Source organism: Pseudomonas sp. NBRC 100443 (genome assembly GCF_030268185.1).
Classification (GTDB): domain Bacteria; phylum Pseudomonadota; class Gammaproteobacteria; order Pseudomonadales; family Pseudomonadaceae; genus Pseudomonas; species Pseudomonas citronellolis.
The window spans coordinates 51145-75097 of the sequence record NZ_BSQE01000008.1 but is presented as its reverse complement, the minus strand read 5'-3'; the positions used below and the strand labels follow the sequence as shown (position 1 = coordinate 75097).

The window sequence follows — 23953 nt, the reverse complement described above, 5'->3', positions numbered from 1 at the left end:
CGACAAGAATCCGGAGAGAGCCGCCATGGCCGCCAAACGCCTGAACCAGAAAGACAAGTACCGCTGCCTGACCCGCGACCTGGGCTGGGAGCCGAGCTACCAGCGCAAGGAAGACATCTACCCCTACGAGCGCTTCGAGGGCATCAAGATCACCGACTGGGACAAGTGGGAGGACCCCTTCCGCCTGACCATGGACGCCTACTGGAAGTACCAGGCCGAGAAGGAGAAGAAGCTCTACGCCATCTTCGACGCCTTCGCCCAGAACAACGGCCACCAGAACATCTCCGACGCCCGCTACGTCAACGCCCTGAAGCTGTTCCTGTGCGGCGTCACGCCCCTGGAATACCAGGCCTACCAGGGCTTCGCGCGGGTCGGCCGGCACTTCGGCGGGGCAGGGGCGCGGGTCGCCTGCCAGATGCAGGCGATCGACGAGTTGCGCCACGTGCAGACCCAGGTGCACGCGATGAGCCACTACAACAAGCACTTCAACGGCCTGCACGACTTCGCCCACATGCACGACCGCGTGTGGTTCCTCTCAGTGCCCAAGTCGTTCTTCGAGGACGCCCGCACCGCCGGCCCGTTCGAGTTCCTCACGGCCATCTCGTTCTCCTTCGAGTACGTGCTGACCAACCTGCTGTTCGTGCCCTTCATGTCCGGCGCCGCCTACAACGGCGACATGGCCACGGTCACCTTCGGCTTCTCGGCGCAGTCCGACGAGGCGCGGCACATGACCCTGGGCCTGGAGGTGATCAAGTTCCTGCTGGAGCAGCACGAGGACAACGTACCCATCGTCCAGCGCTGGATCGACAAGTGGTTCTGGCGCGGCTACCGCCTGCTGACCCTGGTCGGGATGATGATGGACTACATGCTGCCGAACAAAGTCATGTCCTGGGCCGAGGCCTGGGAGGTGTACTTCGAGCAGGCCGGCGGCGCGCTGTTCAAGGACCTGGAACGCTATGGCATCCGCCCGCCCAAATACGTCGAGCAGACCGCCATCGGCAAGGAGCACATCAGCCACCAGGCCTGGTCGATCTTCTACCAGTACAGCCAGGCCACCAACTTCCACACCTGGATACCCACCGACGAGGAGCTGGACTGGCTCTCGGCCAAGTACCCGGAGACCTTCGACAAGTACTACCGGCCGCGCTACGAGCACTGGCGCGAACTGCAGGCGCGCGGCGAGCGCTTCTACAACCCGACGCTGCCGATGCTCTGCCAGATCTGCCAGATCCCCCTGGCCTTCACCGAGCCGGACGACGCCACGCGCCTGAGCCACCGCAGCCTGGTGCACGGGGGCGAGCGCTATCACTTCTGCTCCGACGGCTGCTGCGACATCTTCGCCCATGAACCGGAGAAGTACGTGCAGGCCTGGCTGCCGGTGCACCAGATTCTCCAGGGCAACTGCGGCGGCGGCGACGTCGAGGCGGTGGTGCGCGACTACTACAACATCGCCCCCGGGCAGGACAACTTCGAGTACCAGGGCTCCCCCGAGCAACAGCGCTGGCAGGCGCAGAAAGCCGGTTGAAGCACAAGGCGGGCGCGCCCGCCGCGCCCCTCGACAAGAACAAGAGGAACACCACCATGTCCGTGACCGCCATCGGCACCTATATCTCCGAGCCCCTGGACCGCCAGGCCAATTTCCACGGCGCCCAACTGGTCTACCTGTGCTGGGAGCACCACCTGCTGTTCTGCGCGCCCTTCACCCTGCCGGTGGACCCGGCGCAGCCCTTCGCCGAGTTCGTCGAGCAGGTGGTCAAGCCGGCCATCGCCCTGCATCCGGACGCCGCCCGGGTGGACTTCGCCGCCGCCCAGTGGCGCCTGGACGATGCGCCTTTCGCACCCGACCCGGCCCGCGGCCTGGCCGCCAACGGCGTGGGCCACAAGAGCCTGCTGCACCTGCATACCCCGGGCCTGGAAGGCCTGGGCGGCAGCCGTAACTGAGGGCGCCGCCATGAGCTATCAAGTGACCATCGAACCCACCGGCGAGCAGATCGAGGTGGAGGAGGGCCAGACCATCCTCCAGGCCGCCCTGCGCCAGGGCGTGTGGCTGCCCTTCGCCTGCGGCCATGGCACCTGCGCCACCTGCAAATGCCAGGTACTGGAAGGCGAGGTGGACCTGGGCGCCGCCTCGTCCTTCGCGCTGATGGACATGGAGCGCGACGAGGGCAAGGTCCTGGCCTGCTGCGCCATTCCGCAGAGCGACTTGGTGATCGAGGCCGACATCGACGTCGACCCCGACTTTGCCGGCCACCCGGTGCGCGACTACCACGCGGTGGTCAGCCGCCTGGTGGACCTGTCGCCGACCATCAAGGGCGTGCACCTGAAGCTGGACCGGCCCATGGCCTTCCAGGCTGGGCAGTACGTCAACCTGCAACTGCCGGGCATTGAGGGCACCCGTGCCTTTTCCCTGGCCAATCCGCCGAGCCGCCCCGATGAGGTCGAGCTGCATGTGCGCCTGGTCGAGGGCGGCGCCGCCACCGGCTTCATCCACGACGGCCTGCGCGAGGGCGACGCGGTGGAAGTCTCCGGTCCCTACGGGCAGTTCTTCGTGCGCGGCTCCCAGGCCGGCGACCTGATCTTCATCGCCGGCGGCTCGGGACTGTCCAGCCCGCAATCGATGATCCTCGACCTGCTGGAGCAGGGCGATGCCCGGCGCATCACCCTGTTCCAGGGCGCGCGCACCCGCGCCGAGCTGTACAACCGCGAGCTGTTCGAGGAACTGGCCACGCGATACGCCAACTTCACCTATGTGCCGGCGCTCAGCCAGGCCGCCGAGGACGGCCAGTGGAGCGGCTTTCGCGGCTACGTCCACGACGCGGCGAAGAAGCACTTCGATGGTCGCTTCGGCGGCCACAAGGCCTACCTGTGCGGCCCGCCGCCGATGATCGACGCGGCCATCACCTGTCTGATGCAGGGCCGACTGTTCGAGCGCGACATCTTCATGGAGCGTTTCTACAGCGCCGCCGACGGTGCCGCCGAGGGCCAGCGCTCGGCCCTGTTCAAGCGCATCTGAAACCTTGCTGCCCGGCACCTCGCTCCTGCGCGGGGGCCGGGGTGCGCCCGACCGATAACAACAACAAAGGTTGCCCCGATGAAAAAGCCCCTTGCGTACCTGCTCCGCTTCGCCGCCTGCGCCCTGCTGTTCGGCGTCGCCAACCTGTCCCGCGCCACCGAGGGTGGCGGTACTTCCTACCCGTTGGGCGCGGAGAATTACATGTCCGGCGCCATGCCGCCGCCGGGCTTCTACGGCCAACTGTTCGTCAACCACTACGAGGCCGACAACCTTCGTGGCAACGACGGCCGCAAGCTGCCGGTGGACTTCCGCGTGCGCGCCAACGCCATCGTTCCCCGGCTGATCTGGGTGAGCGACTACAGCTTGCTCGGCGGCAGCTTCGCGCTGCACGCGATAGTCCCGCTGGTGGACCTGAAGGTCGACCTCAACGGCCAGTCGCAGCACAACCGCGGCCTGGGCGACATGATCTTCGGCCCGGCGCTGGGCTTCCATCACAGCGAGAAGTTACACAGCATCCTGGCCTTCGACATGATCGCCCCCACCGGCCGCTACGATAAGGACGACCTGGCCAACCCCGGGCGCAATTACTGGGTGTTCGAGCCGGTGTACGCGATGAGCTACGTCGACCCGAACGGGCCGAACCTGGATGCCAAGGTGATGTACGACTTTAACCGCAAGAACCCCGACACCGACTACCGCTCCGGGCAGGAATTCCACGTCGACTACGCGGTGGGCTGGGGCTTCGGCAACGGCTGGGTGGCCGGGGTGGGCGGCTACTATTACCGGCAGACCACCGATGACCGCCAGGACGGCGAGCGCATCGAGGACAACAAGGGCCGCAGCTTCGCCATCGGCCCGTCGCTGAAGTACAGCGGCAAGGACGGCTGGTTCGTCACCGCCAAGTGGTCGAAGGAAACCGACGTGCGCAACCGCGCCCAGGGTGACGCCTATTGGCTGAAACTGACGCTGCCATTCTGAGCGGAGGGGCCCGCCGCCTCACTGCGGCGGGCGCTGGCAGTCCTTGAGCAGGCGCTTGATGGCCTTGTTGACGTTGCGCTTGGCCAGTTCGTCCAGGGAGAACCAGCGGCAGTCGGCGATTTCGTTCTGCGGCTGGGGGTTCTGCGGCTCGGGCAGGGCCGTTTCGAACACATAGTGGAGGGTCTGGTACAGCTCCAGCGGAGCGAGGTAGGCCATGGCCTCCACCTGCAGGCCGGTTTCTTCGGCCAGCTCGCGCTGGGCCGCCTGGCGCGGGGCCTCGTTGGCCTCGATGCGGCCGCCGGGCAGGTTCCATTTGCGCCGGGCCTTGCGCACGAAAAGGATCTTGTCGTCCTGACGGCAGATCACTGTCGCCCGTTCCTTGATCGCACTACCCATGGGCACCCCCTGATACTGCTTGCCACATACATCTGTAATAGCAGACAACGCTTGTCATGAATTTGTCACAAAAAAATAAGCAAGAACGGCGCCAGCCGGCGCGGCGCGCAGGATACGCAGGGGGGAAGGCAGCGTTCCATTTGAAACCGCTGATTCGGGCAATGGAAATTTCTGATCGGTCGGCGGGGGATGGGCGGTTTTGGGGCGCGGTGTTCCGGCTTGCGCCGAGGTGCCTTTCGTAGGATGGGTTGAGCTTGCGAAACCCATGCGGTCCCGGTGATGGGTATCGCTTCGCTCAACCCATCCTACGGGAATGACCGAGCGCCGGCCTTGCCGGCGAAATCGCGGATAAATCCGCTTACATGGGAATGGCATGGCGCGTAGGAGCGGACTCCGTCCGCGATCAGCACACCGCGATATGCGAATCCGCCCGCGGTTCGGTGCCGCCGCAGAGCACGCCGGTCTGCGGGTCGCGGACGATGATCTGGCCGCGGCCGTAGTCGGTCAGGTCGCAGGCCACTTCCACCTCGTGGCCGCGGCGGGCCAGGGCGAAGGCGAGGTCGCGCGGGGCGCCCTGTTCTATGCCCACCTTCATCCCGCCCAACCACTGCCAGCGTGGGGCGTCCAGCGCGGCTTGCGGGTTGAGGCCGAAGTCCACCAGGTTCATCACCACTTGCACGTGGCCCTGGGGCTGCATGTAGCCGCCCATCACGCCGAAGGGGCCGACCGCCACGCCGTCCTTGCTGAGGAAGCCGGGGATGATGGTGTGGAAGGTCTGCTTGCCCGGGGCCAGGGCGTTGGCGTGGCCGGGGTCGAGGCTGAATTCCGAGCCGCGGTTCTGCAGGGCGATGCCGCTGTCGGGCAGCACCACGCCGGAGCCGAAGCCGTGGTAGGCGCTCTGGATGAAGGAGACCATGTTGCCTTCGCCGTCGGCGGTGGCGATGTACACGGTGCCGCTGGCGTGCGGGTCGCCGTGTTGCGGCGCCTGGGCGCGCTCGCCGATCTCGGCGCGGCGGCGCGCGGCGTAGTCTTCGCTCAGCAGGGCGCTGGCGGCCACGCGCATGTGCTCGGGGTCGGTGATGTAGTGCAGGCCGTCGGCGTAGGCCTTCTTCATCGCTTCCAGCTGGCGGTGCCAGGTGAGTTGGCTGTCGCGCTGGTCGAAGTCGAAGCCCTGGAGGATGTTCAGCGTCATCAGGGCGATCAGACCCTGGCCGCTGGGCGGGATTTCCCAGACGTCGTAGCCGCGGTAGTTGGCCTTGATCGGCTCGACCCATTTCGGCCGGTAGCCGGCCAGGTCCGCCGCGCCCAGGTGGCCGCCGCTGGCCGCGGAGTGCGCGGCCAGGCGCTGGGCGATGGCGCCGCGGTAGAAGCTCTCGCACTTCGTCTCGGCCAGTTCGGCCAGGGTCCGCGCCTGGGCCGGGTTGCGGAACAGTTGGCCGGCGCGCGGCGCTTCGCCGTCGAGGGTGAAGGTGTCGAACCAGGCTTGCAGCACCGGTTCAGCGGCGCGGCTGGCCTGGTATTCGCGGCGGGCGATTTCCCACTGGTGGGCCACCACCGGCGACACCGGGAAGCCGTCACGGGCCAGGGCGATGGCCGGTTGCAGCAAATCGGCGAAGGGCAGCTTGCCGAAGCGCGCGGACAGCTCGGCCCAGGCCGAGGGTATGCCCGGCACCGTGACCGGCAGCCAGCCGTGCACCGGCATCTTCCCGTGGCCGGCGGCCTTCACTGCATCGATGGACAGCGAGGCCGGCGCGTGGCCGCTGGCGTCCAGGCCGTGCAGCTGGTCCTTGACCCAGACCAGGGCGAAGGCGTCGCCGCCGATGGCGCAGCCGGTGGGCTCGACCACCGTCAGCGCCGCCGCGGTGGCGATGGCCGCGTCGATGGCGTTGCCGCCGGCGCGCAGCATGGCGATGCCGGCCTCGGCGGCCAGCGGCTGCGAGGCGGCGACCATGCCGTTGCGGGCGAAGACGCTCTGGCGCTGGGAGGCGTAGGGGTATTCGTGGGCGGAGAAACGCAGCATGGAGGGCGTCCTTGAATCAGAGTACGCGGCTGAGGAATTCCCGCGTGCGCGGGTGATGGGGGTTGCCGAACACCTGGGCCGGCGGGCCTTCTTCGATGAGCTCACCCTGGTGCAGCACCACCACGCGGTCGGCCACTTCGCGGGCGAAGCCCATCTCGTGGGTCACCACCACCATGGTCATGCCTTCCTCGGCCAGCTCCTTCATCACCTGCAGCACTTCGCCCACGGTTTCCGGGTCCAGCGCGCTGGTGGGTTCGTCGAAGAGCATCGCCTGGGGCTTCATCGCCAGGGCGCGGGCGATGGCCACGCGCTGCTGCTGGCCGCCGGAGAGCTGCGCCGGGTAGTGCTCGGCCTTGTCCGCCAGGCGCACCCGGGCGAGCAGGCGGCGCGCCTGTTCGAGGGCTTCGCCGCGGGGCACGCCGAGCACCTGCACCGGCGCCTCGATGATGTTCTCCAGCACCGTCATGTGCGGGAACAGGTTGAAGCGCTGGAACACCATGCCGATGTCGCGGCGGCGGCGGGCGATGTTGCTTTCCGAGTCGCGCACCAGTTTGCCGTCGGCGCGCTCGCGGTAGCCCATCAGCGCGCCGTTGACGCGGATGCTGCCGCCCTGGATGTCTTCCAGGTGGTTAATGCAGCGGATGAAGGTGGTCTTGCCCGAGCCGGAGGCGCCGATCAGCACCACCACCTCGCCGCGGTGCACGTCCAGGGACACGCCCTTGAGGATCTCCAGCTCGCCGAAGGCCTTGTGCACGTCGCGGGCCTGGATCACCACGTCTTTCGCGGTTGGGATCATCTCAGCGCCCCCTCAGCAGTTTCATGGCCTGCTGGCCGAACATCCGGCTCGGCGCCGCCGGGGCGTTGCCTTCGGACTTGCCGAAGCGTTTTTCCAGCCAGCGCTGGAAGAAGCCCCAGAGGGTGGTCAGCAGCAGGAAGTAGATGGCCACCACCAGGTACAGCTCGAACACGCGGAAGGTCGCCGAGGTGACCATCTGGGTGCTCAGCAGCAGTTCCTGCACGCCGATCACGCTGACCAGGGTGGTGTTCTTCAGCATCACGTTGAACTCGTTGCCCAGCGGCGGGACGATGACGCGGAAGGCCTGGGGCAGGACGATGCGCCGCATCAGCTTGGCGAAGGTCATGCCCAGGGACTTGCCGGCCTCGTACTGGCCCTTGTCCACCGCGCCGATGCCGGCGCGGATGATCTCGGCCATGTAGGCGCCCTCGTTGAGGCCCAGGGCGATGATCGCCGCCTGGATGTTGCCGGGCAGGACGAACAGCCCCAGGTCCAGGTCCTCGAAGCGGAACACCCCGCCGGCGGCCAGCGCCGTGTAGAGGAAGACGATCTGCACCAGCAGCGGGGTGCCGCGCATCAGCCACACGTAGAAGCGCACCGGGTATTGCAGCAGCGGGTTGGACGACAGCCGCATCAGCGCCGCCAGCAGCCCGAGCACGCAGCCCAGGAGCATGGCGCTGACGGCGATCACGCAGGTCAGCCAGAGCCCGTACAGATAGATGTCGCTCGGCTTGAGCAGGTATTGCCAGAACACGTCCCAACTGAAGTTCATGGTCGGTCACCTCGGCTCAGTCGAGCTTGTCGCCTTCGATGTGCCACTTGGCGAGCAGCGCCTGGTAGCTGCCGTCGGCCTGCATGTCCTGGATGATCTGCTGCACCGCCGCGCTGAGCTGCTTGTCTTCCTTGCGGATGCCCAGGCCGGTGAGGATGCGGGCGAAGGCCGGCACGCCGATCTCGAACAGGTCCGGGGCCATGCCCTGGTAGTAGCCGGCGGTTTCCACGGTGGTGCCGTAGGCGTCGGCCTGCTGGATGCGCAGGGCCTGGAAGGCGTCGGTGTCGGTGTTGTAGACGACGACTTTCATCGGCGCCTTGCCGGCCTGCTTCAGCTTCTCGTTGTGGGCGTCGAGCAGGGTGCGGATGGTCGAGCCGTTGAGCACCGCCACCTTCTTCCCGGACAGGTCGTCGAGGGTGTGGATGCCCTTGGGGTTGCCCTTGGCCACCACCACGGCCTGGCTGGAGTACATGTAGTTGACCATGTCGATCACTTCGCGCCGCTCGGGCTTGTCGAACAGCTGGTCCACCAGCATGTCGCACTGCCGGGCCAGCAGCGCCGGGATCAGCCCGGAGAAGGGCGTCACCCGCCATTCGATCTTCTTGTCGCCCAGGCGCTTGGCGATGGCTTCGCCGAGGTCGACGGTGACCCCGGTGAGTTTCTGCGAGGCGTCGTAGAAGCCCATGGGCGGGGAGTCCATGCCGCCGCAGAACACCACCTTGTCGGCGGTTTTCAGGCGGTCGGGGATTTTCACCGCGTCGGCGTGCGCCAGCGGGGCGGCCAGGCAGAGGGCGAGAAGGCACTGCGGGATCCTGCGTACGAACATGTTCAGCTCCAGTGGGCGAGGTTGCCGGGGCAGTTCAACGGGACAGGCGAAGCGTGGGTCTCAGGCGCCCTTTGCTTCGAGGAACTTCAGCAGCGAGGGCACCGTGCCCTCGATGTGCTCGCAGAGCACCCGCTCGGCTTCGCGGGCGTCGCCGCTGCGCAGCGCGTCGAGGATCACCGCGTGCTCCTCGCGGGCGCTCATCGGCTTGTCGACGTGCTGCAGCCACAGGCGCATGTGCGGCTCGATCACCGAGTACAGGGCGTTGATCTGGCGCAGCAGGCGCGGTCGCTCGGCGAGGCTGCAGAGGTATTCGTGGAAGACGCGGTGGCGGCTGACCCACTCGGCGCTGTCGTCGCGGTAGTCGTCCATCTCGTCGAGCAGCCGCTCCAGGCGCGCCAGCTGGCGTTCGCCCAGCTTCGGCACGGCGAGGCGGATGGCCAGGCCTTCCAGGGCGCTGCGCATCTCGAAGACTTCGCGCATCTCCTCGATGTTCAGCCCGCTGACGATGGCGCCGCGGTTCGGCCGCAGCGTCACCAGGCCCTCGGCGGCCAGGCGGCGGAAGGCTTCGCGCACCGGCATGCGGCTCATGCCGATGTCGTTGGCGATGTCTTCGGCGATCAGGCGGTCGCCGGTGCGGTACTGGCCCTTGCAGATGGCGTCCAGCAGGTAGCTGTAGGCCTCTTCCTCGGCGGTCACGGGTTGGCGGTCGTAGCTGGGTACCAGGCGCATGGCGCGCTCCTTTTGGATTTTTGTATCCAATTATCCATGAATGCAATTAAGCAGATGCCGTGCCAGGATCGGTGATCGAGACACAAGCCGTTGATTCGCTGGCGATTTGGTTGGGATGGAGGCGGGCGGCGGGGGGCTGGATGGGCATCGAACGGTAACGTCCGGCGCTCGTCGTGCGTCATGTTGATGCACGGCGGGCACTTTTGTAACGCGGGCGGACGTCCGTCAGGGCGGCGCCGGGGGATGTGCCGTGGCCGCGGTGGCGTGCGTCGATGCCTGGGTTGGCACTGTCAGCCCCGCTTCGCCCCGCGACAACCGGTCTCAGCCGAAAGAATGGTCGTGATGCCCATCCTTGACGCTTCGCTCGGCGCCTGGTCAGCTTGGCGCGGGCGCTTCGGGGGTGCTTGCTGGTTCGTTGGCGCTTGCAATTTGACAGCTGTGTTCCAAGCTAGGTCAGGGCATCGCTTTCTGTTAAGGTTCGCGGATTCGATGGCGCGCACAGCGCCGGATTCCACTCTAGTTATGCATGAGGTGCTGTGTGATCAAGGTGCTGGTGGTCGATGACCACGATCTGGTGCGCACCGGAATTACCCGCATGCTGGCCGACATCGAGGGCCTGCAGGTGGTGGGCCAGGCCGAATCCGGCGAGGACGCCCTGCGCCTGGCCCGGGAACTCAAGCCCGACGTCGTCCTGATGGACGTGAAGATGCCCGGCATCGGCGGCCTGGAGGCCACCCGCAAGCTGATGCGCAGCCAGCCGGACGTGCGCGTGCTGGCCGTGACCGTCTGCGAGGAAGACCCGTTCCCCACCCGCCTCATGCAGGCCGGCGCCTCCGGTTACTTGACCAAGGGCGCGGCGCTGGAGGAAATGGTCCAGGCCATCCGCCAGGTCTTCGCCGGGCAGCGCTACATCAGCCCGCAGATCGCCCAGAGCCTGGCGCTGAAGTCCTTCGAGCCGGAGAAGGGCGGTTCGCCGTTCGACTCGCTGTCCGAGCGCGAAATCCAGATCGCCCTGATGATCGCCAACTGCCACAAGGTGCAGAGCATCTCCGACAAGCTCTGCCTGTCGCCCAAGACGGTGAACACCTACCGCTACCGCATCTACGAGAAGCTCTCCATCACCAGCGACGTCGAGCTGGCGCTGCTGGCGGTGCGCCACGGCATGGTGGATGCCAGCAACTAGATGAGCGCGGTGTTCGATCCGGCGGCCTTCCTCGCCACCTGCAGCGGCCGCCCCGGTGTCTACCGGATGTTCGACGAGCAGGCCAAGCTGCTCTACGTCGGCAAGGCGAAGAACCTCAAGAAGCGCCTGGCCAGCTACTTCCGCAAGACCGGCCTGGCGCCCAAGACCGCCGCCCTGGTGGCGCGCATCGCCCAGGTCGAGACCACCATCACCGCCAACGAGACCGAGGCGCTGCTGCTGGAGCAGACGCTGATCAAGGAATGGCGGCCGCCGTACAACATCCTCCTGCGCGACGACAAGTCCTACCCCTACGTCTACCTGTCGAGCGAGGACGAATACCCGCGCCTGGCCCTGCATCGAGGCGCCAAGAAGGCCAAGGGCCGCTACTTCGGGCCCTACCCGAGCGCCGGCGCCATCCGCGAGAGCCTGGCCCTGCTGCAGAAGGCCTTCCTGGTGCGGCAATGCGAGGACAGCTACTTCCGCAACCGCACCCGGCCCTGCCTGCAGTACCAGATCAAGCGCTGCAAGGGGCCCTGCGTCGGTCTGGTCGGCCCCGAGGAATACGCCCAGGACGTGCGCCATTCGGTGATGTTCCTCGAAGGCCGCAGCAACCAGCTGGCCGATGAGCTGAGCGCCGACATGGAGCAAGCGGCCATGCGCCTGGAGTTCGAGCGCGCCGCCGAGCTGCGCGACCAGGTGGCCATCCTGCGCCGCGTGCAGGACCAGCAGAGCATGGAGGGCGGCAACGGCGACGTCGACGTCATCGCCGCCATGGTCAACCCCGGCGGCGCCTGCGTGCACCTGATCAGCGTGCGCGGCGGGCGCGTGCTGGGCAGCAAGAACTTCTTCCCCCAGGTGGGCATAGAAGAGGAGGTCGACGAGGTGCTGCTGGCCTTCCTCGGCCAGTACTACCTGAGCCACCACGAGCGCGAGCTGCCGGCGGAACTGATCGTCAACGCCGTGCACGAGGACTTCCCGGTGCTGATCGAGGCCATCGCCAGCGCCCGTGGCCGCGAACTGGAGATCAGCCACCGGGTGCGCGGCACCCGCGCGCGCTGGCAGCAATTGGCGATCACCAACGCCGAGCAGGCCCTGGCCGCGCGCCTGGCCAACCGCCAGCACGTGGCCGCGCGCTTCGAGGCCCTGGCCGAGGCGCTGGACCTGGACGAGCCGCCGCAGCGCCTGGAGTGCTTCGACATCAGCCATTCCAGCGGCGAGGCCACGGTGGCCTCCTGCGTGGTGTTCGGTCCCGAGGGCCCGCTGAAGTCCGACTACCGGCGCTTCAACATCGAGGGCATCACCGGCGGCGACGACTACGCCGCCATGCACCAGGCCCTGACGCGGCGCTTCAGCCGCCTGAAGGAGGGGGAGGGCAAGATGCCCGACATCCTCCTGGTGGACGGCGGCAAGGGCCAGCTGGCCATGGCCCGGGAAGTGCTTCAGGAGCTGGCGGTGAGCGGGCTGATCCTGCTCGGCGTGGCCAAGGGCGTGACGCGCAAGCCGGGCCTGGAGACCCTCTACCTCAACGATGCCGAGCACGAATTCACCCTGCCGGCGAATTCCCCGGCGCTGCACCTGATCCAGCAGATCCGCGACGAATCGCACCGCTTCGCCATCACCGGCCACCGCGCCCGCCGCGGCAAGGCCCGGCGCACCTCGACCCTGGAAGAGGTGCCGGGGGTAGGGCCCAAGCGCCGCCGCGAGCTGCTCAAGCATTTCGGTGGGTTGCAGGAACTGGGCCGCGCCAGTATCGATGAGATCGCCAAGGCCCCGGGCATCAGCAAAAAGCTGGCCGAGCAGATTTATGCTGCCCTGCACAGCGAGTAGAATGCCGGGCTCAACTCACCGGCCAGTGGTCCCGATGAATATTCCGAACCTGCTCACACTGCTACGCGTCCTGCTCATCCCGATCTTCATCCTGCTGTTCTACATGCCGTTCCCGGGCAGCCACCTGGCCTCCAGCGCGGTATTCGCCCTGGCCGCAGCGACCGACTGGCTGGATGGGTATCTGGCGCGCAAACTGGGCCAGAGCACGCCCTTCGGCGCCTTCCTCGACCCGGTGGCGGACAAGCTGATGGTGGCGGTGGCGTTGGTGCTGCTGGTGGAAGAGCACGCCAACCTCTGGCTGACGCTGCCGGCGGTGATCATCATCGGCCGCGAGATCGTGGTCTCGGCGCTGCGCGAATGGATGGCCGAACTGGGCGCCCGCGCCCACGTCGCGGTATCCAACCTGGGCAAGTGGAAGACCGCCGCGCAGATGGCCGCGCTGGTGATCCTGCTGGCCAACGCCCCGGTGTTCACCTTCTGGGTGCTGCTGGGCTACGGGCTGCTGATCGTCGCCGCGGCCCTGACGCTGTGGTCCATGCTGCACTACCTGCTGGCCGCCTGGCCGCACCTGAGCACCACCCCGAAAGAGAAATAACTTTTTTTGAATCAAAGGGTTGACGAGGCTCCAGAAAAAGATAGAATGGCGCCCGTCAACACGACGCGGGAATAGCTCAGTTGGTAGAGCACGACCTTGCCAAGGTCGGGGTCGCGAGTTCGAGTCTCGTTTCCCGCTCCAGATTATGATCTACAGACATCCACTGAAGTCTGTAAGTCATTGAAAAAAGGACCGAAAGGTCCTTTTTTCGTTCCAGCGAAGACCACTGGAATCCACCCCCAGCCAGGACTTTCAAGTCCATTTTTAAGTACAGGCTTTTCGGGGGAGGGCGCTTTCCGGATTCTTGCTGGAGGAGCGTGGTCGGCGAGACAAGCATCTGGTCCTGACTCTCTTTCAGGAGCCAGGTCATGGCACTCAAAGACATCGTGGTCCGGCAAGCCCGGGCTACCGGCAAGGACTACACCCTTCCTGATTTCGACGGCCTGTCACTGGCCGTGTCCGCCAAGGGCAACAGGTCCTGGCATTTCCGCTACTACTGGGCTGCCAAGCAGCAGCGCATGTCCTTCGGAACCTATCCGGAGGTCAGCCTTCTCGAGGCGCGTGCGTTGCGCGACGAGGCGCGCGCGCTGCTGGCGAAAGGCATCAATCCCAAGATCGATCGCAAGCAGAAGTTCCGGGCTGTGTGCCTGGCTGCGGAAAACAGCTTCGAATCGGTGTATCGGCAGTGGCTCGGCCACCGTGAATTGGAGCTCAAGGAAGGGCGGCAGAGTACGCTTTCGCAGATTCGGCGCATCTTTGGCAAGGACGTGCTCCCCACATTGGGCTCGGTGTCCATCTACAACGTCCGTCGTCCCGACTTGCTGGATGTGCTGGATCGGATCGAGCAGCGCAGGGCATTCACGGTTGCGGAAAAGGTGCGTACCTGGTTTCGGCAACTGTTCCGCTACGCCCTGGTGAAAGTCGAGGGGCTAGAAGGTAATCCGGCGTCCGACCTGGACGTGGTTGCGGTCCCCAAGCCCCTGGTCGCCAATAATCCCTTTTTGCGCATAGCCGAATTGCCGGCACTGTTGTGCAAGCTGCGCGACTATCGGGGAAGCCTCACCACTCGGCTGGGTATTCGCCTGCTGTTGCTGACGGGGGTGCGTACGGGTGAGTTGCGGTTGGCCACGCCTGGTCAATTTGATCTGGAGCGCGGTCTCTGGACCATCCCGCCTGAGGTAGTCAAGCAACTGCAGGAGGGCATGCGCAGGCGCCGCAAGCGCATCCAGGATATTCCGCCCTACATCGTGCCCTTGCCTACCCAGGCCATTGAGATCGTTCGTTACCTGCTGGACCAGGTCAAGCCGGCCCAGCGCTATCTGCTGAGCCACCGTAGCGACCTCAAGAAACGGATCAGTGAGAACACGCTGAATTCCGCGCTGACGCGGATGGGCTACAAGGATCTGCTCACTGGGCACGGGATACGCGGCACGCTTTCTACGGCGCTCAACGAGATTGGCTATCCCGCTGTGTGGGTGGACGCCCAGCTTTCCCATGCTGATCCCAACAAGGTGAGTGCTACGTACAACCATGCCCAGTACGTAGAGCCCCGGCGCAAGATGATGCAGGACTGGGCCAATCGGCTCGATCTGTTGGAGCAGGGTAGGGTGAAGGCTGCCAGCCGGCATCTGACCATTCGTATCGACGGGATGCCGGTTCTGGATGGTAGTGTCATGGCTGCTATGGGGAACAGCGTTTCAGGGATGTCGCTCCATCGCTCTCGCGAACTTCAGTTTTGAGGGGGTAGGCTCATTACTTCTCGGATGGTGGCTGTGCGAGGAGCTAAAAGTTGCGCAAATGCTTTTGCGCAATTTTGGCTGGTTTGGGCTTTTTTGACCGGCTATTTCTAACCTAAGCTGCCGGTCGTTACCGGCAGCAATCGGCCAAAAGCGGACGTTTACCTAAGCTCGATTTGAGTTATTGAGCGTCTACGAAACCTGGAACGATTCATAGCTACGGGGCCATGCCTTGGAGAGATCGAAGCCACGCTTTACAGCAAGCGAACTTAAGAGACGTGGCATCCTTTTCAGGCCTTCGTTCATGCCTGTTAAGTTAATCACTCGGTTTAAGTAACAACGGAGTTACTTGGAAGCAGCAACCGAGCTTAGGCTCACCGGCTGCCAGCGAGACTTAATTACTTCAATCTCGGCGGCAACCCTGCAAATACACGAGTTTCCATTCTTGTCAGTTCTCATTGACCCTCCCCAGCAAAATTTCTCGTCTGAGACATCTACAGGGCTCCCTACGCAAAAACCATCCGTACCGTTGCAATGTTCAAATGCCCAGGACTTGGCCGTAGCCTTAATGAACGTTACTGCATCGCCCCCAACCTTCGAACGCTCAACGCATACCCGGGGTAGTTGGCGAACTCCTCTCTCCCAATAATGCATTGATTCAGAAGAAATAATGGGAGGATCCAGCAGTGTTGTTACGAGCCGATCGCTGGAGGGAACCCATTTCATGTTGGGTGGCAGAAATGCAGTCGCTGAGTAAGTCGTCCCCCCCCACAACTGCCACCAGCTGGATTGCATGCCATTAACGACAAGCAGCAGGCCAGTTGACGATTCAACTGTATCAAGCACAAACGAGCATTTATCACCAGATTTATACTTGCGACCGGACTCCAAGCATTTGCCCTTGATAGGCGTCATCTCACGCTTGCTCCCATTGATCTCAATCTGAGACCACTGAACTTCTGACACCTTAAACTCTTGATAACGGTCGTTTGGCGATTGGAACTCAACATTAACCGTTGTAACTGCACCTTTACGTGGCCCAAACCAAATATAGAACCCGGCGTTCTTTAGCATGCAGGTCGACCAAGCATCCGCAATCACCGGATCCCCAGAGGTCAGCATGTACGAAAGCGTGTAGTTTCTAATCAGTTCCATGTCGAGCGAGCTACTAATGGCGCGCTGCACGTCGGACTGCTCGGCCTCAGAAAAATCTGCTCCGACCAGTACACCTTTGATCGGAATGGTTGCGCCAAAGGATGTGTCATTAGTGGAACTATTCAAGTCTTGACTGGCATACCGCCAATGCAAGAGCCGTCGTAACTCCGTGTTGGTTCTATAGTCGGCCCTTGCCATAGTTCCATCCGTCAGGATGGAGTCACAGGGGCTGCCTTGAGCCCAGCTTAACTGCATTAGAAAAAAGCTCGAAAGAAACAAAAAGGTTGCGCGCCATGCATTCATCTGTTGCCTCCAAAATGGAGAAGGACTATGTGACTCTCCTGAGGCGCAGGACGGCAGGCGCCACGATCTTGAAGGGTAGTCGCATTTCAAAATCCTAGAGGCGCTTCACAGGCACCCCAGGCATTCCGAGCGACGTCCATCACCGACGCACAGGGACAACGCTCGCCGCCAGAGTATCCCTGCCTGCGAAGGGACGGATTTATTTATAGGACAGATTGATCGCTTTTGGCCGATAGTCGCCTTCCTCGGCGGTATCGTGATCTGAGCACCCTTCCATTGTTTCCGCGTAGCGACTAGCCTCGCCCTCCAGTTGGCGATGTTCAGCCGATAGCTACCCAGGAAGTCTGATGCCGTTTTGTCTGCAATTCGAACAGGTCGATGTATTTGCCGAGCGTCCCTACGAGGGTAATGCGCTGGCCGTAGTAGTGGGGGCCGACGAGCTGACAACCGAGCAGATGCAGGCGTTTGCCCGCTGGACGCAACTCAGTGAAACCACTTTTCTGCTAAGACCTGAAGCGCCAGAGGCGCATTACCGCGTACGCATCTTTACCCCGCTACGGGAGTTACCCTTCGCCGGCCACCCTACCCTGGGGAGTTGCGAGGTATGGTTGAAACAGCAAGGTAACCGCGAGCACGTTGAGATCATTCAAGAGTGTTCGGCTGGCTTGATTCGTGTGCGCAAGCAGGGTCGTTATTTGGCTTTCTCAGCGCCACCGCTGCTGCGCAGCGGCCCGTTGGACGCGAAGACGCTGAATCAGATCGAGCAGGGGCTCGGTCTTGCTGCGGGACAGATCTTGGCTAGCCAATGGGTGGACAATGGTCCTGGCTGGGCGGGAGTGTTGCTGGCCAGTCGTGATGAGATCCTGGCGATCAAACCCGATTACGCCGCACTGCAGGGGCTGAATGTCGGCGTCATTGCTCCTTGGGCAGGACTCGAGGCTGAAGCAGATGTGGAGGTCAGAACTTTCATGGGGGAGGAATGCAACGAGGACCCGGTCACGGGAAGCCTCAATGCAGGACTGGCTCAGTGGTTGGTCGGCGCAGGCATCCTTCGTGATCGGTATACGGTCAGCCAGGGTACGGTTATGGGGCGCCGAGGTCGGTTACAGATCGAAGGCGTCAACGGGACGATCTGGGTGGGTGGGGAAGTACAGCACTGTATTTCGGGAAAGGCTGTCTTCTGACGAGCCGGACAGAACGGACTATGAAGGTGAGGGAGAGCGGGGGGCTTATCCGAATCTGCGTCTGCTTGTGGCCGATTGCTGCCTTCGACCAAGGGCCGCTACCGACCCTTTGCAGCCACTTGAGGTATCTACCAAACAAAGGGCGATTTAGCACCCTCAAAATTATGGCCAAATGACATCTTCGCCGGTACATTCCTGTACCCGTTGCTCCATGGAAAGAGGAATGGGGGCTCGGCCCCGCCGTTAAACGGATATGGACTGAGAGATAGAAGGATGAAGGATCCAGATGCTAGCTCCAGCGCAGCGGGGTATGGCTACCAGTACGAACGCGCGCTGTACCGCATCTTCACGGCACCCAACGCGCAGACCAGGTTCGGCATTGAAACGGCTGATGATGTTGAAGAGGTCAGCCAGACAGAGACAGGTTCTCGGCGTGTGTCAGAGCAAGCGAAGCTCTCTGTCCAACCTCGCAAAAACCCACTGCAAGACAGCAGTAAAAACCTGTGGAAGACACTCCGCATCTGGTTGAGCGGGTTAGCGGCTGCTCGAAAAGAGTATGAGGAATTGCAGTTTCTCCTCGTCACGAACCGCGTGCTTAAGAAAGGCACGCTGGCTATGCGGCTTTCTGATGCCTTTTCAAAGCAAGATGTGGCAGACGCGGTCATTGCGCTTCGAACGCATGCCGGTGGCATGACAGGCAAGCCTGGCGAGATCGCTCGGGATGTCATCGCCTACTCGGACGCCGACTTGGCATTTCTGATCGAGCACATGTCCATTGAGGACGGCCAGCTCAATGCCCAGATGAAGCAGCGTGTGATCGCTTCTCTCCACCTGCCGGAAGACGCGGTGGCGAATGCTGAGGACATCTACCATGGTCTGGTCGGTTTCCTGTTCGACCGTTGCCAAGAGACCTGGGTAGCCCGAAAGCCTTTCTGGACGACCGCTCAGCCTTACTACAACAAGCGCCAAACGCTCGTTGAAGCGTTCATGAATGGCCCTTGGGAACCGTTGCCCTTCGAGAAAACCGAGTTCGCAGAGTGGGCTGAGAAAATCGACCCTGCGGACATGCTGTTCGTGGAACAACTCAACAAAATCAACATGCCGAAAGACCTGCTGATGAAGCAATTTGGCTTCTACTGTGCCGCCTACTCTGAGCGCATCCGCCTTCTGGAATCAGGTGCAGTTCTGGCCAAGGACTTTGATGTAGCTGAGCGTGTGCTCAGTGATCGCTGGGAGGCGATCAACGACCGCCACCAGTTGGACAATATGACGTCGCTAGATGACTACGACACTGCTGATTACAGATCTGTGATGACAAAAACCTTGTTTCCAGAAACCTTTCCCATGAAGGTTGGACGGGTGAACTCCACGGCTCAGTACCTGTTCAGCGGCACCTATCACAGGATGGCCAACGCCGATGGAACACACTCGCCCATCCATTGGCACCGTGACGCACCGACCTCGGAGGATGAGTCATGAGTGAGGTGTATCTGGATCATCAATTGATCCACAACTCGTCATTGGCCTGCTTTCTCCTGACGCACTTCATAGGCGAATACCAAGAGGCAGGGCTCGGGCAAACTCCGGATCTACCGAAACTGATGTTGGTGCTGCCGCTGGTGTGGAATCAGCGCTCACGCGACGCGTTGAGCAAGCGCACCAGCCGCTCCACCTTGGGTGCAGTGCTCAGGGATACCCCGGTGTTGAAAATTGATCTGCAGCGAAGGGTGTCCGCTCATGCGGCTACCACCCTACAAGGGCTCAATCTCGCCGTCTCTTCGCGTTTGGTTGGAAAGATCGGCCCCAAGGGAGGTGAGACCAGCTTCCAAGTCCTGGTCGATCCTTGGCCACGAGGCATCAAGAGCACCATCCCCGCGGCCATGCTGCAGACCACTGAGAAACTGGCGAAGTGGTTTGCCACCGACACGACAGAAAACCTGTACAAGCTCTTGTTTGGGATTCCCAATGAAATTCACGATTGACGCAGTCATCCTCTGGCCTCGCTGCCCTGGCTTGGAGCCACGAGTCATTCCCTTTCAAGACGGGAAGATCAACATCATTTATGGGCTGAGCGGCACCGGCAAGTCGTCAATTGTCCACATCATTGACTATGTGCTGGGCGCGACCAAGTGCCAGATTCCAATCGGTATAATCCGCGACACAGTCGAGTGGTTCGGGATGAAAATCCGCCTTCTCGATACCACCTACATCGTAGCGCGACGCACTCCAGGAAACTCCCAAGGCTCCAACGAGCTTTGCATGCTGGAGGTCGACGATGAACAGATCCCGAACTCCGTTTACCGTACCCACTCCTTGGGGCAGTACAAAGCCGCCTTTGATGGCATGGTTCGGGTCAGTGACCTCCCCCACTCCGATGAGGAGGAGCCGTCCAGCTTCGATCGCCGCAGCTCCTACCGCGACATGGCGGCGTTCAACTTCCTGCCTCAGCACATCGTGGCAAACCCCAACACCCTGTTCTTCAAAACCGACTCGTTTGCTCACAAGGAGCGCCTGACGCGAGCCATGCCCTACGCGCTCGGTATGGTGGATGCAAACTACATCATGAATGAACGGCGTCGGGATGAAGCGCAGCGCGAGCAGGATCGGCTGCGTAAGCAGCTAGCAGTCCACGATGCGGCCAAGGCGAGCCACTACGCTGACGTCGACCAACTGTTTGATCGCTGCATTCAGCTGGGCTTGCTTGAACGCACAAGCCCCCAGGGCGCTCAGAAAGTCGAACTGCTTAAAAAGGTCGTCATCGCTACCCATGAAGGGCGGCTTGAGCAGACACTCCTGGAACCTCAACGACTGCATATCTCAGAAAAGCTGAAGGTGGTCATCGAGGAAGTTGGGAAGCAACAACGTATCGTTGACGAACTTGATGCCCAGATCGATGGCTTTGACCACCTGGCGCGTAACAGCAAGCAATTCGTCGCAGCGATTGATACTGAGAAGTCCCATGTCATTGGGCTCGACTGGCTCAAGCAGAGCGTCTCTGATGGTGGGCACTGTGTGGCCTGCGGCTCATTCACCAACGCCTTGCCTATGGTGATCGAGAACCTGGAAGAGAAAGTCAACAAGGTTACCCGGATTTCGGACGCGCTCAAGGACAACCCCGTCGTCGACAAGCAACTGGCAACGCTGAAACGGCAGCGCGCCAAAGAGGAGCGTGAGCTGTCGCGTTTGATGCGGGAGCAGGCGCGCTTGATCCAAGAGGATGAGCGTACCCGAAATGCCATTGGCCAGATCTACTATGTGGCGGGTGAGATCAGCAGACTGATCAAGCAACTGGATGGCTCTGAAGCGGATGAAGGTCTGAAGAAGCGCATGACCGAGCTGGAAGGCCTGATTCGGCATTACAACTTCCAGATGTCGTTGACCGACATGGCTGAGCAAGAGCGCAAGGTGGATGCCCAGTTGGCCCCGATGTTCGAGGGCTATGCGGATCAGTTCGGCTTGAACGGAACGCCTGGCGCTGAGATTTATCTGGACAGAAAAGAGCTCACGCTTCGTTTCGATTCTCACGGCCAGCGGGATTACCTCTGGGAAATCGGCAGTGGTGCGAACTGGATGGGTTATCACATCGCGACGTTCCTCGGGATCCATGAATACTTGTCGAAGGAAGAGAATCGCAGGCTCCCGCCTTTCAGCTTCATCGTGATCGACCAGCCGAGCCAGGTCTATTTCCCAAGCAATACCGGTGGCATCAACGCACTGGATGCGGGTTTCGAAGCGGTGAATCAAGCCCGGCCAGCGGATGTCGTTGCCACGCGCCGAATCTTCGAAGTCTTGGCTGAAGGCCTCAAGCGTGCAGGCCATTTCATTCAGATCATTGTCCTTGAACATGCTGGCCCGGACATCTGGGGACAGGTCGCTGACACCGTGCCCGTAGCGGCGTGGCAGAGCAAGGACGACGGACTCATCCCTGCCCACTGGATCCACCGTCACAATGACTTAGCGTAAGTACACGTGGCCAGTTGTGTTGCTCGGGCACAACTGGCTTAGGTGTTAATCAGATTGGAAAAGGGGACAGATTTATTTACTGGGCAACAGTCCGCTTCTGGCCGATAGCTGCCTTGTAGACGATCATGGCCAAGGTTCATCTTTGAAAAACGAACCATGGTTCGCTATCGGCCCTGACCGTGTAAAAACGTTTTCGAGAATGGGGCTACTCAAAAAAGTGAGCAAATTTCGCGCTTCCTCGCGAATTCCAGCCAGGTCACCTGGAAGATCTCCAGAAATTTTACGTAGCAACGTGAACTTCGAATTTGAGCGAACTTTTTTACAGAGCTTCGGCCAGAAGCAGTCATTGACCTGGCTCTGTTTCCTCCTGTTTGAAAATACAAAACCCTAGCACCTGTTCTAGCAGGCGAAGACGCCTTGGGCTGAGCTTTATTCGGCTCCGCAGAGCAACATCCTGGCCTGTTGTCCTCCTTCTCTTCGGGCAGTAGATTCTACGACCAATAGCTATCACGGATAGAAGGATCTACCGCTTTGACCAAGCCCAGCGCAGTGCATGCCTCACCGAACTTTGCCTATTCCCTGACACTGGTCGCCTGCGCCGCGTGGTGCCTGTCGCTGGCCTTGCCGGGATTCATGGTCGCCTCACAAGCCAGACCATACTGGGGCATTGAGATTCTGTTCTTCGGAATCCTGTTCGGCTGGGCGGTAGGAGGCTGGGCGGCGTACGCGAACCTGTTCTTTTGCGCCGCAGCACTGATGCTCATTTCAGGGCGCTCGCCACGCTGGACAATCCTTCCGATGCTTGCCTTGGCATGTACTCTCCCAGCGTTCAAGGGTGTCTTCAGGGACGAGGGCTCAATGCTGGTCCTTCCTGTTCTGAGTTGGGGATGGGGTGCCCTGGCCTGGTTGATTTCGCTGGGCCTGCTGAGCATCGCAGCAGCCAACCGCGCAGGCCTGATCACGGCCTTCGGCGCGAAGACCCTACTGCCGTTCGCCGGGCTGTTCGTGCTCGCAGGAAGCGTGCTGCATCTGCGGCAGAACGCCTGGGCCAATGATCAGGAACGTGACTCTTTTCTGTCGCCATCCATGGTTTTCACCCGGGCCGAATATTGCCGTATGCCTTTGACCCGAGTGGGCACCCCGCTGCTCGCGCCAGGGACGGTGGTTACGCTAGATATCGACCCTCGGCTCACTACAGAGGAGCCCTATCTGTCATTGCCCAGCATGCAGCACTACACGCTCAGCGAGGAAGCCAGGAACGCCTTCCTCGAACCCCATCCGCAACAGGGCAGCGATTGGGCGAACCAGCCTCCCAGAGTCGATAGCCCTATCCTGCAAGCGCGCCGACTGGAGAAGGGGGCCGTGTTGCGTTTGCTCTCCGGCCAGACTGGCAAGGTCCTTTACGAGCAGAAATTCAATATTGTGCGCCATGGTGACAGGCAACTGCTTTGCCCGTTCGCGGCCCAGGGCTCCTGGGTCACAGGTCTGAAAACAGGCTTCGATCTAGAGTTGCTACGCGCCATCGGGCAAGGACCATCATCATAGCCGGAGAGACTCGCGGATAACGTCACGCGCCCGAGCCTCGCTCAGTATTGGGGCTTACCCTTGAGTATCAACGTCTGTGTCGGGTTGATGTCTGACCTTGGCCAGCGTCCGCTTCCGGCCCAAACAGATTTTGGGTTCAGGGAGATGAATGAAGCGTGGATGGGAGCCGGGACGCTACCTCTTTCCAGCAACGGCTGATTTCTGCGGCAACGCTGCCAACTCTCGCTGGGGGTACGGGCCCTTCGTACACATTGAGATGCTCCAGTAGCCAATCATCCGTCCACCCCGCCCATTCGCCAGTGATGCTTCGCAAGTTCGCCTCAAGGACTGGGAAAACCTCTCCCCAGAGGATGGTTTGAATGTCTCCCAGTGAGTATCCGCTGTCCGTGACGGCCTGCGCCACGTAGGCGAAAGTCCTGCCATCGATTTCGGTGTCCAGGAACAGTTCGGAAAGGGCTTGCCATACTTTCAGGCGTCTTTGGTCAATCGTGGGCACACGACTCGCTCTCAAATGGATGCTTTGCAGGTGAGAGACAGGATATCTGAAGGACGCTGGACGCAGCGCCTAGCAAACGTCCGCTATTGGGTGGAGGCTGACGATGATGAAGGAGGACTTGATGATCGTCTCACCAAATGTGCATCAATCCGTATGCTGCCCGCGTGATTTTTAGGAGTGCCCAGGCCGCTATAAGCACTATGAGGTAGCGAGCAATGGTCGAAGTAGTTTTGGTACTAGCATTTGGCGCGCATCTCCATACCCCAATCGACCCTGCAGTCAACGCTAGTGTGAGAGGCAAAAGCGAGGAAATCGCTACAACAGGCGGCCCAATGGATACAGGCATAGTGACGAGCCACACCAGGGCCTGCATTCCCTGCTCAGTGGCTCCCCAGAAAGCGAGTACCAGGGCTGTAGTCCCCACTCCTAATGCCAT

20 protein-coding genes, 1 tRNA gene and 1 pseudogene are annotated in these 23953 nt (G+C 62.0%); 14 read left to right on the top strand and 8 right to left on the bottom strand.

Features of this window, described 5'->3' with window-relative positions; translation table 11 throughout:
- Positions 1 to 25 precede the first annotated feature (25 nt).
- The 4 genes from QSJ95_RS12545 (at position 26) to QSJ95_RS12530 (ending at position 3991) form a co-directional block, all read left to right on the top strand.
- The gene (locus tag QSJ95_RS12545) at positions 26 to 1525 is read left to right on the top strand and encodes an aromatic/alkene/methane monooxygenase hydroxylase/oxygenase subunit alpha (RefSeq protein WP_009619659.1); all 1500 of its coding nucleotides are present in this window, start codon (positions 26 to 28) and stop codon (positions 1523 to 1525) included.
- A 56-nt stretch (positions 1526 to 1581) separates the two neighbouring features.
- A complete protein-coding gene (locus QSJ95_RS12540) occupies positions 1582 to 1941 on the top strand; it encodes a phenol hydroxylase subunit P4 (RefSeq protein WP_058489763.1) in 360 nt (119 codons plus the stop codon).
- Between the two features lie 10 nt (positions 1942 to 1951).
- Positions 1952 to 3013: an NADH:ubiquinone reductase (Na(+)-transporting) subunit F gene (locus QSJ95_RS12535; RefSeq protein WP_009619663.1), complete on the top strand. Its 1062-nt coding sequence runs from the start codon at positions 1952 to 1954 to the stop codon at positions 3011 to 3013.
- A 78-nt stretch (positions 3014 to 3091) separates the two neighbouring features.
- The gene (locus QSJ95_RS12530; RefSeq protein ID WP_009619665.1) at positions 3092 to 3991 is read left to right on the top strand and encodes a SphA family protein; all 900 of its coding nucleotides are present in this window, start codon (positions 3092 to 3094) and stop codon (positions 3989 to 3991) included.
- 18 nt (positions 3992 to 4009) lie between these two features.
- Here the strand turns inward: QSJ95_RS12530 and QSJ95_RS12525 are convergent, their stop codons facing one another.
- From QSJ95_RS12525 to QSJ95_RS12500, 6 genes are all read right to left on the bottom strand, one after another.
- Positions 4010 to 4387 carry an NUDIX hydrolase gene (locus QSJ95_RS12525; protein WP_009619666.1) on the bottom strand — a complete coding sequence of 126 codons (378 nt, stop codon included), beginning with the start codon at positions 4385 to 4387 and terminating at the stop codon, positions 4010 to 4012.
- A gap of 403 nt (positions 4388 to 4790) precedes the next feature.
- Entirely contained in the window at positions 4791 to 6407 is a 1617-nt protein-coding gene (locus tag QSJ95_RS12520) for a gamma-glutamyltransferase family protein (protein WP_285642738.1), read from the bottom strand.
- Between the two features lie 16 nt (positions 6408 to 6423).
- A complete protein-coding gene (locus QSJ95_RS12515) occupies positions 6424 to 7203 on the bottom strand; it encodes an amino acid ABC transporter ATP-binding protein (protein WP_043318903.1) in 780 nt (259 codons plus the stop codon).
- Position 7204: 1 nt separating this feature from the next.
- Positions 7205 to 7975, bottom strand: a complete 771-nt coding sequence (locus QSJ95_RS12510; protein WP_058489249.1) for an amino acid ABC transporter permease — start codon at positions 7973 to 7975, stop codon at positions 7205 to 7207.
- 16 nt (positions 7976 to 7991) lie between these two features.
- Positions 7992 to 8801 carry an ABC transporter substrate-binding protein gene (locus tag QSJ95_RS12505; RefSeq protein WP_249919785.1) on the bottom strand — a complete coding sequence of 270 codons (810 nt, stop codon included), beginning with the start codon at positions 8799 to 8801 and terminating at the stop codon, positions 7992 to 7994.
- A 60-nt stretch (positions 8802 to 8861) separates the two neighbouring features.
- Complete coding sequence (locus QSJ95_RS12500; protein WP_285642731.1) at positions 8862 to 9530, bottom strand: GntR family transcriptional regulator; 669 nt, start codon at positions 9528 to 9530, stop codon at positions 8862 to 8864.
- 538 nt (positions 9531 to 10068) lie between these two features.
- Here QSJ95_RS12500 and gacA point away from each other — a divergent pair.
- From gacA to QSJ95_RS12475, 5 genes and pseudogenes are all read left to right on the top strand, one after another.
- Complete coding sequence (gene gacA / locus QSJ95_RS12495) at positions 10069 to 10713, top strand: response regulator transcription factor GacA (RefSeq protein WP_009619673.1); 645 nt, start codon at positions 10069 to 10071, stop codon at positions 10711 to 10713.
- A complete protein-coding gene (uvrC, locus tag QSJ95_RS12490) occupies positions 10714 to 12540 on the top strand; it encodes an excinuclease ABC subunit UvrC (protein ID WP_061561395.1) in 1827 nt (608 codons plus the stop codon).
- 34 nt (positions 12541 to 12574) lie between these two features.
- Entirely contained in the window at positions 12575 to 13135 is a 561-nt protein-coding gene (pgsA, locus tag QSJ95_RS12485) for a CDP-diacylglycerol--glycerol-3-phosphate 3-phosphatidyltransferase (RefSeq protein ID WP_009619678.1), read from the top strand.
- 65 nt (positions 13136 to 13200) lie between these two features.
- Positions 13201 to 13276 (top strand) — tRNA-Gly (locus QSJ95_RS12480).
- 227 nt (positions 13277 to 13503) lie between these two features.
- Positions 13504 to 14790: pseudogene (locus tag QSJ95_RS12475) on the top strand (tyrosine-type recombinase/integrase); the annotation flags it as partial.
- Between the two features lie 426 nt (positions 14791 to 15216).
- Here the strand turns inward: QSJ95_RS12475 and QSJ95_RS12470 are convergent.
- Complete coding sequence (locus QSJ95_RS12470; RefSeq protein WP_285642717.1) at positions 15217 to 16329, bottom strand: hypothetical protein; 1113 nt, start codon at positions 16327 to 16329, stop codon at positions 15217 to 15219.
- Positions 16330 to 16676: 347 nt separating this feature from the next.
- Here QSJ95_RS12470 and QSJ95_RS12465 point away from each other — a divergent pair, with 347 nt between their 5' ends.
- From QSJ95_RS12465 to QSJ95_RS12445, 5 genes are all read left to right on the top strand, one after another.
- Complete coding sequence (locus tag QSJ95_RS12465; RefSeq protein WP_285642715.1) at positions 16677 to 17513, top strand: PhzF family phenazine biosynthesis protein; 837 nt, start codon at positions 16677 to 16679, stop codon at positions 17511 to 17513.
- Between the two features lie 273 nt (positions 17514 to 17786).
- Complete coding sequence (locus QSJ95_RS12460) at positions 17787 to 18992, top strand: ABC-three component system protein (RefSeq protein WP_285642713.1); 1206 nt, start codon at positions 17787 to 17789, stop codon at positions 18990 to 18992.
- Entirely contained in the window at positions 18989 to 19495 is a 507-nt protein-coding gene (locus QSJ95_RS12455) for a three component ABC system middle component (protein ID WP_058070131.1), read from the top strand. Before QSJ95_RS12460 ends, QSJ95_RS12455 begins: the two co-directional genes overlap by 4 nt.
- The gene (locus QSJ95_RS12450; protein WP_285642708.1) at positions 19479 to 21476 is read left to right on the top strand and encodes a DUF3732 domain-containing protein; all 1998 of its coding nucleotides are present in this window, start codon (positions 19479 to 19481) and stop codon (positions 21474 to 21476) included. The genes QSJ95_RS12455 and QSJ95_RS12450 overlap by 17 nt, the downstream gene beginning before the upstream one ends.
- Before the next feature lie 531 nt (positions 21477 to 22007).
- On the top strand, positions 22008 to 23021 hold the full coding sequence (locus tag QSJ95_RS12445; protein ID WP_285642706.1) for a hypothetical protein: 1014 nt from the start codon (positions 22008 to 22010) through the stop codon (positions 23019 to 23021).
- A gap of 136 nt (positions 23022 to 23157) precedes the next feature.
- On the opposite strand, the gene QSJ95_RS32995 is transcribed toward QSJ95_RS12445, so the two are convergent.
- Complete coding sequence (locus QSJ95_RS32995; RefSeq protein WP_488428303.1) at positions 23158 to 23517, bottom strand: DUF7079 family protein; 360 nt, start codon at positions 23515 to 23517, stop codon at positions 23158 to 23160.
- Positions 23518 to 23953: the final 436 nt, after the last annotated feature.

What these genes read in the sequence shown, in the direction of transcription:
- pgsA (WP_009619678.1), top strand. Translation starts at nt 12,575, where the DNA reads ATGAATATTCCGAACCTGCTCACACTGCTACGCGTCCTGCTCATCCCG.
- QSJ95_RS12520 (WP_285642738.1), bottom strand. Translation starts at nt 6,407, where the DNA reads ATGCTGCGTTTCTCCGCCCACGAATACCCCTACGCCTCCCAGCGCCAG.
- uvrC (WP_061561395.1), top strand. Translation starts at nt 10,714, where the DNA reads ATGAGCGCGGTGTTCGATCCGGCGGCCTTCCTCGCCACCTGCAGCGGC.
- QSJ95_RS12515 (WP_043318903.1), bottom strand. Translation starts at nt 7,203, where the DNA reads ATGATCCCAACCGCGAAAGACGTGGTGATCCAGGCCCGCGACGTGCAC.
- QSJ95_RS12505 (WP_249919785.1), bottom strand. Translation starts at nt 8,801, where the DNA reads ATGTTCGTACGCAGGATCCCGCAGTGCCTTCTCGCCCTCTGCCTGGCC.
- QSJ95_RS12545 (WP_009619659.1), top strand. Translation starts at nt 26, where the DNA reads ATGGCCGCCAAACGCCTGAACCAGAAAGACAAGTACCGCTGCCTGACC.
- QSJ95_RS12510 (WP_058489249.1), bottom strand. Translation starts at nt 7,975, where the DNA reads ATGAACTTCAGTTGGGACGTGTTCTGGCAATACCTGCTCAAGCCGAGC.
- QSJ95_RS12455 (WP_058070131.1), top strand. Translation starts at nt 18,989, where the DNA reads ATGAGTGAGGTGTATCTGGATCATCAATTGATCCACAACTCGTCATTG.
- QSJ95_RS12450 (WP_285642708.1), top strand. Translation starts at nt 19,479, where the DNA reads ATGAAATTCACGATTGACGCAGTCATCCTCTGGCCTCGCTGCCCTGGC.
- QSJ95_RS12530 (WP_009619665.1), top strand. Translation starts at nt 3,092, where the DNA reads ATGAAAAAGCCCCTTGCGTACCTGCTCCGCTTCGCCGCCTGCGCCCTG.
- QSJ95_RS12500 (WP_285642731.1), bottom strand. Translation starts at nt 9,530, where the DNA reads ATGCGCCTGGTACCCAGCTACGACCGCCAACCCGTGACCGCCGAGGAA.
- QSJ95_RS12540 (WP_058489763.1), top strand. Translation starts at nt 1,582, where the DNA reads ATGTCCGTGACCGCCATCGGCACCTATATCTCCGAGCCCCTGGACCGC.
- QSJ95_RS12535 (WP_009619663.1), top strand. Translation starts at nt 1,952, where the DNA reads ATGAGCTATCAAGTGACCATCGAACCCACCGGCGAGCAGATCGAGGTG.
- QSJ95_RS12460 (WP_285642713.1), top strand. Translation starts at nt 17,787, where the DNA reads ATGAAGGATCCAGATGCTAGCTCCAGCGCAGCGGGGTATGGCTACCAG.
- QSJ95_RS12525 (WP_009619666.1), bottom strand. Translation starts at nt 4,387, where the DNA reads ATGGGTAGTGCGATCAAGGAACGGGCGACAGTGATCTGCCGTCAGGAC.
- QSJ95_RS12465 (WP_285642715.1), top strand. Translation starts at nt 16,677, where the DNA reads ATGCCGTTTTGTCTGCAATTCGAACAGGTCGATGTATTTGCCGAGCGT.
- QSJ95_RS12470 (WP_285642717.1), bottom strand. Translation starts at nt 16,329, where the DNA reads ATGAATGCATGGCGCGCAACCTTTTTGTTTCTTTCGAGCTTTTTTCTA.